Annotated in this window: 7 protein-coding genes; 1 reads left to right on the top strand and 6 read right to left on the bottom strand. The window is 70.2% G+C overall.

Features of this window, described 5'->3' with window-relative positions:
- Positions 1–204: 204 nt before the first annotated feature.
- From P1P75_RS40470 to P1P75_RS40445, 6 genes are all read right to left on the bottom strand, one after another.
- Positions 205–513 (bottom strand): hypothetical protein, encoded by a 309-nt coding sequence (locus P1P75_RS40470; protein ID WP_319264756.1) that lies wholly within the window; start codon positions 511–513, stop codon positions 205–207.
- A gap of 1 nt (position 514) precedes the next feature.
- Positions 515–661, bottom strand: coding sequence for a hypothetical protein (locus P1P75_RS40465; protein ID WP_319264754.1), 147 nt, complete (start codon positions 659–661; stop codon positions 515–517).
- Between the two features lies 1 nt (position 662).
- The gene (locus P1P75_RS40460) at positions 663–1,244 is read right to left on the bottom strand and encodes a hypothetical protein (protein WP_319264752.1); all 582 of its coding nucleotides are present in this window, start codon (positions 1,242–1,244) and stop codon (positions 663–665) included.
- A gap of 2 nt (positions 1,245–1,246) precedes the next feature.
- Positions 1,247–1,471 carry a hypothetical protein gene (locus tag P1P75_RS40455; protein WP_319264750.1) on the bottom strand — a complete coding sequence of 75 codons (225 nt, stop codon included), beginning with the start codon at positions 1,469–1,471 and terminating at the stop codon, positions 1,247–1,249.
- Entirely contained in the window at positions 1,468–2,964 is a 1,497-nt protein-coding gene (locus tag P1P75_RS40450; protein ID WP_319264748.1) for a hypothetical protein, read from the bottom strand. Before P1P75_RS40450 ends, P1P75_RS40455 begins: the two co-directional genes overlap by 4 nt.
- Positions 2,965–3,043: 79 nt before the next feature.
- Positions 3,044–3,427, bottom strand: a complete 384-nt coding sequence (locus P1P75_RS40445) for a hypothetical protein (RefSeq protein WP_319264746.1) — start codon at positions 3,425–3,427, stop codon at positions 3,044–3,046.
- 133 nt (positions 3,428–3,560) lie between these two features.
- Here P1P75_RS40445 and P1P75_RS40440 point away from each other — a divergent pair.
- Positions 3,561–3,791, top strand: a 231-nt coding sequence (locus P1P75_RS40440; protein ID WP_319264744.1) for a hypothetical protein, incomplete at its 3' end; no start/stop codon positions are given.

Raw genomic sequence — 3,791 nt, 5'->3', positions numbered from 1 at the left:
TTTTTATTAAAAAAGGTCTGCCCCTTCCCGTCGGGGGTGTTTGGCGGGGGCGGGTTGGTTTGGGGCTGGGTCGGGCTTGTTTTGGGTTTTTGGGTGTGTGGTGGCGGCGTGGGGTCGGGGGGTTGCGTTTCCGCTCGCAGACGGGCCCGTAGCCGGTCGGGGAAGGCGTCTTCAGTCGGCGGCCGCAGCCCCGGCACCGCGGCGTCATGCGCCGCGCAGCAGCTCGTACCTGCGCTGCGCCTCCGGAGACCGATCGAACAGCGTGCCCTCGCCGTGCTGGTCGCAGTACTTGGAGTCCTCCTCGCTGCCCGCGTACAGGAAGCAGTTCCCGTGCTCGTTCACGCGGGGGCAGCAGCCACAGGTGGCTTCACAGCATTCGTCGTCCGGGTTCTTCGTGGTCGGGGCAGTGCAGTCCTTGCAGCGGTCGCCGGTGCAGTAGGGCTGGCGGCTGGCGTGCTCGGCCAGGGCTTCGGCGTGAAGGTTGTCCATCAAGCGGGAGGGCAGGTTGGTCATTTCAGGCCTCCTTGCGGGTTCGGGTGCGGATATAGCGGATGCTGGAGCGGGTGGCGTGGGCGAGGAGGACGAGGAAGAAGACGACGCCCAGGGCAAGAAAGACGAGGCCGGTGAGGGCGTACAGGCCGGGCGTCGTCGACTCCTCCACGTCAGGCCTTCCGGGCTTCCCAGAGGGGGCAGTGCAGGACGGGGAAGCGGTAGTCCTCGTATTCGGGGCCGTCCGGGTTGGTGCAGGATTCCAGCCACTCGTCAGGGCTGCCGGGGGTGCCGGATGCGTCCTGGTGGTGGATGCAGGTCTTGCAGCAGCGCAGGGCCTGGTTTTGCCAGCAGCGCGTCATGTGGTCGCGGACCTGGGCGGCGTCGGCTCGGGTGAAGCGCCGGCAGAACGGGCACTGGTGGCGGGAGACGACGACGGGCATGGGCAGGTCGACGAACAGGCGTGCGTGGTCCGCCGGCTTGCGGGTGATGCGGTAGGCGTCGTACAGGGTCTTGGCGGCCTGCACGGTGTAGACGGGCGCCCACGGCCCTTCACGGTCCCGGCTGGGGGTGGAGGCGATGCAGTTGGCGATCTGGTGGGGGTTGTTGAGGCTGCTGCTGGTCTTGGACGCGAGGTCGAACGTGTCCAGGAGGAGGCGGGCGGCCTCGTAGTCTTCGCTGATCTGGTCGCCGACCTTCTCGGTCAGCCAGGTGGCGAGTTCAGCTTCGGTGGGGCCAGTCAGGGCGGTATCCATGGTCAGACCTCCTTCGTCTTGGGCTGCCTGCGGTGGCAGCGACACAGGCACGAGGCCCGGCAGAACTTGCATTCGCCCGGCCGTTTGGCTCCGGCGAGTCCGGTCATGCCCTGGCAGTAGGCGTGGTCGCCGTGGAGGCAGCCGGTGGACAGGTAGGCGTGGGTGCCGAGGTGGTGGGCGAGTCGGGTGAGCGCGACAGTGAGGGCGCCGGCGAGTCGGGCGATCACGGCGCCTCCCGCGTCTCGGGCTGCGCGTTGTGCGGTGTGGCCGCTGCGGCCCGGTCCGACCACACGTGCCCCTGGCCGTTCGTGTGCCAGCCTCCTGGGCTGCGGACGTCGCCGGTGAACACGGGCTCGTTGCTCTCGTCGTAGTGGCCGGCCGGGGCCACGCACCGGTCGGGTGCCGAGTTGATGACGGCGGGGATGGTGGCCGTGCAGGTGGTGGGCTGTTCCCCGACGGCGGGCCGCGCGGTGGCGTCGAGGGCGGCGTGGATGACGGGCATGACGGAGTCGGCGAGGTCGCCGCGCCGCATGTTGCCGCTGTAGTCGGCTCGCTCGATGGCCTCGGCGATGGGCTCACGCAGGGCGCGCACCCGCTCGATGGCGGCCTCGGCCTGCTCGACCCGCTGGTAGTGCAGCAGCCAGTGCGGCGTCTCGATATCCCGGCCAGCCGCCTTTGCGATGGCTGCGAGGCTGCGCATCGGGACGTAGGTCCGGTGGTCGCTGACCTCCCACTGCGCCACAGCCCGGCGGTATGTGGCCAGTTCGGATTCGAGTCGCTGGGTGCGAAGGTTGAGGCGCTGGTTCGTGGCCCGTGCCTGGGCGAGCGCATCCCCCGTCTCGGCGGGCTGTTCCTCGGCGGCCACACGGCGCAGCTCGGTCTCGGCCTGACCAGCCCGCAGGATCTCCGCGCCCAACTGGCTGCGCACCTCGTCGATCTGCCGCTCCAGCGCCACGATCTTCAGACTCTGCTCCAGGACGTTCTTGCCGCGCCGCTTGCATTCCGCGCGGAGTTCGTCGTTGCGCCGCTCGCTGTATCGAAGGCGCTTCTCCATCGGCGTCTCGGGCTGCGCCTCGGACGTCTGCGCGGAGCGGGCCCGGCGACGCAGGTGGGCGGCGCCGAGGAGGCCGATGTGCTTGGCCATCGGGTCACCGAAAGCGGTGGCGAGATCGTCGGCGGCTTCCAGCAGCACGGCGGCCCGGTCTGTCTGCTCGGGCAGGACGGCCATCACCGCGTCGGCGGCCTCGCCCGGCCGAACCCAGCGCGCTGGGTTCGGATCGTCTTCGTCGTTGGGGTCGATCACGCGCATCCCTTGCGAGAGGTCGCCGTCGGCGGTGAACCGGGCGGCGAGCGCGGCGGCGATGCGCTGGTGGATGGCGGTCTGGTCTGCGGGCGGCGGGACAGGCACGGCAGCGGGGTCGTGCAGCCGCGCCTCCTCCGCCAGCCAGGCGGGCCAACCTTCCAGGCCGTTGTCGTAGTGCTGGCCGTACAGGCCGTTCGGCGTGGGCAGTTTCACCCCGTCCGCCACGAGGTGCCCAGCCACGTAGGCGTGGATGCGGCCAAGCTGGCTGTCCTCGGAAGCGCGGTAGGTCAGCGTGATCTCGCCGGGCACGAGTTCGTGGGCCCCGTACATGTTCGGGATTGGGGCCAGGCCGCGCACGGCGTACACGACGGAGTAGGCGATCGGGATGCGGAGGGGCTCGGGCGTCTGGTCGGTCATGGGGTTCCGTTCTCGGGGTGGCTTGGGACGATCCGGGGAGGCCGGCCCGCAATGCCCGCGGGCCGGCCGTGCTCGTGGATCACGGGGCAGGAACAGCGGCGGGTTCGTCGAGGAGCGGCTCCCACGTGGCGCGCATCGCCTGGGCGCACTCGGTGAGGAACGCGCGGATGGCGGGCTCGTCGGCCTCGGTGACGGGGATCTGCTTGGACAGCAGCCAGGCCTTGCGCTGGAGGACGAAGAACAGCAGCAGGGACTCGTCGCCGTCCCAGTCGTGGAAGCCGGGCTTGCGCCAGTCCCAGCGGATCAGGAAGTTCATGTCGCGGTCGCCGTCGATGAAGTTGGTCTCGGCGGTGAAGTCCTGCCATGAGGCGAACTGTTCGTGCTGGCCTGCTTTGAAGTAGTTGCCCTCGGCGCAGTAGTACGGGTGGTCGATCTCCCAGAGGTGCGCATCGCGTCCGGTCATCGTGTGCTCCCGGACTCACCAGCAGCAGCGGGGGCCGTGGTCTGGTCGGGCATGGGCGTGCCTCCCGGTGATGGGGGTGTGGGTCAGGCTCTCGCGGCTTGGGGCCGGGTGTTGCCCCTGCGCGGGGCCGCGGGTGTGGCAGCCCGCCGGGCGGGGGTTGTGGTCAGGAGGGGTCGGCCCAGAGGCGTTCGGCGGCGATGTGGTGGGCGGCGGCCAGGATCTGGCGGGCTTCCTGCGGGCCGGCCTGTTCGTTGATCTGCCGGTGGATTGCGTTGGCGTCGGCGGCCGGGGCGAGGAGGAGGTCGGCGAGCTGGGCGGGGACGAGCGGCAGGGCGGGGGGCGCTGGCCCTTAAAAAAATCTCCG

This window comes from Streptomyces sp. ID05-39B, from assembly GCF_033794725.1.
Classification (GTDB): Bacteria; Actinomycetota; Actinomycetes; order Streptomycetales; family Streptomycetaceae; genus Streptomyces; species Streptomyces bobili.
Note: the sequence above shows the minus strand (reverse complement) of the source record. Positions and strands in the feature narration are given on the sequence as shown.

Coding starts and splice junctions, on each gene's coding strand:
- P1P75_RS40445 (WP_319264746.1), bottom strand. CDS start 3,427: ATGACCGGACGCGATGCGCACCTCTGGGAGATCGACCACCCGTACTAC.
- P1P75_RS40450 (WP_319264748.1), bottom strand. CDS start 2,964: ATGACCGACCAGACGCCCGAGCCCCTCCGCATCCCGATCGCCTACTCC.
- P1P75_RS40460 (WP_319264752.1), bottom strand. CDS start 1,244: ATGGATACCGCCCTGACTGGCCCCACCGAAGCTGAACTCGCCACCTGG.
- P1P75_RS40470 (WP_319264756.1), bottom strand. CDS start 513: ATGACCAACCTGCCCTCCCGCTTGATGGACAACCTTCACGCCGAAGCC.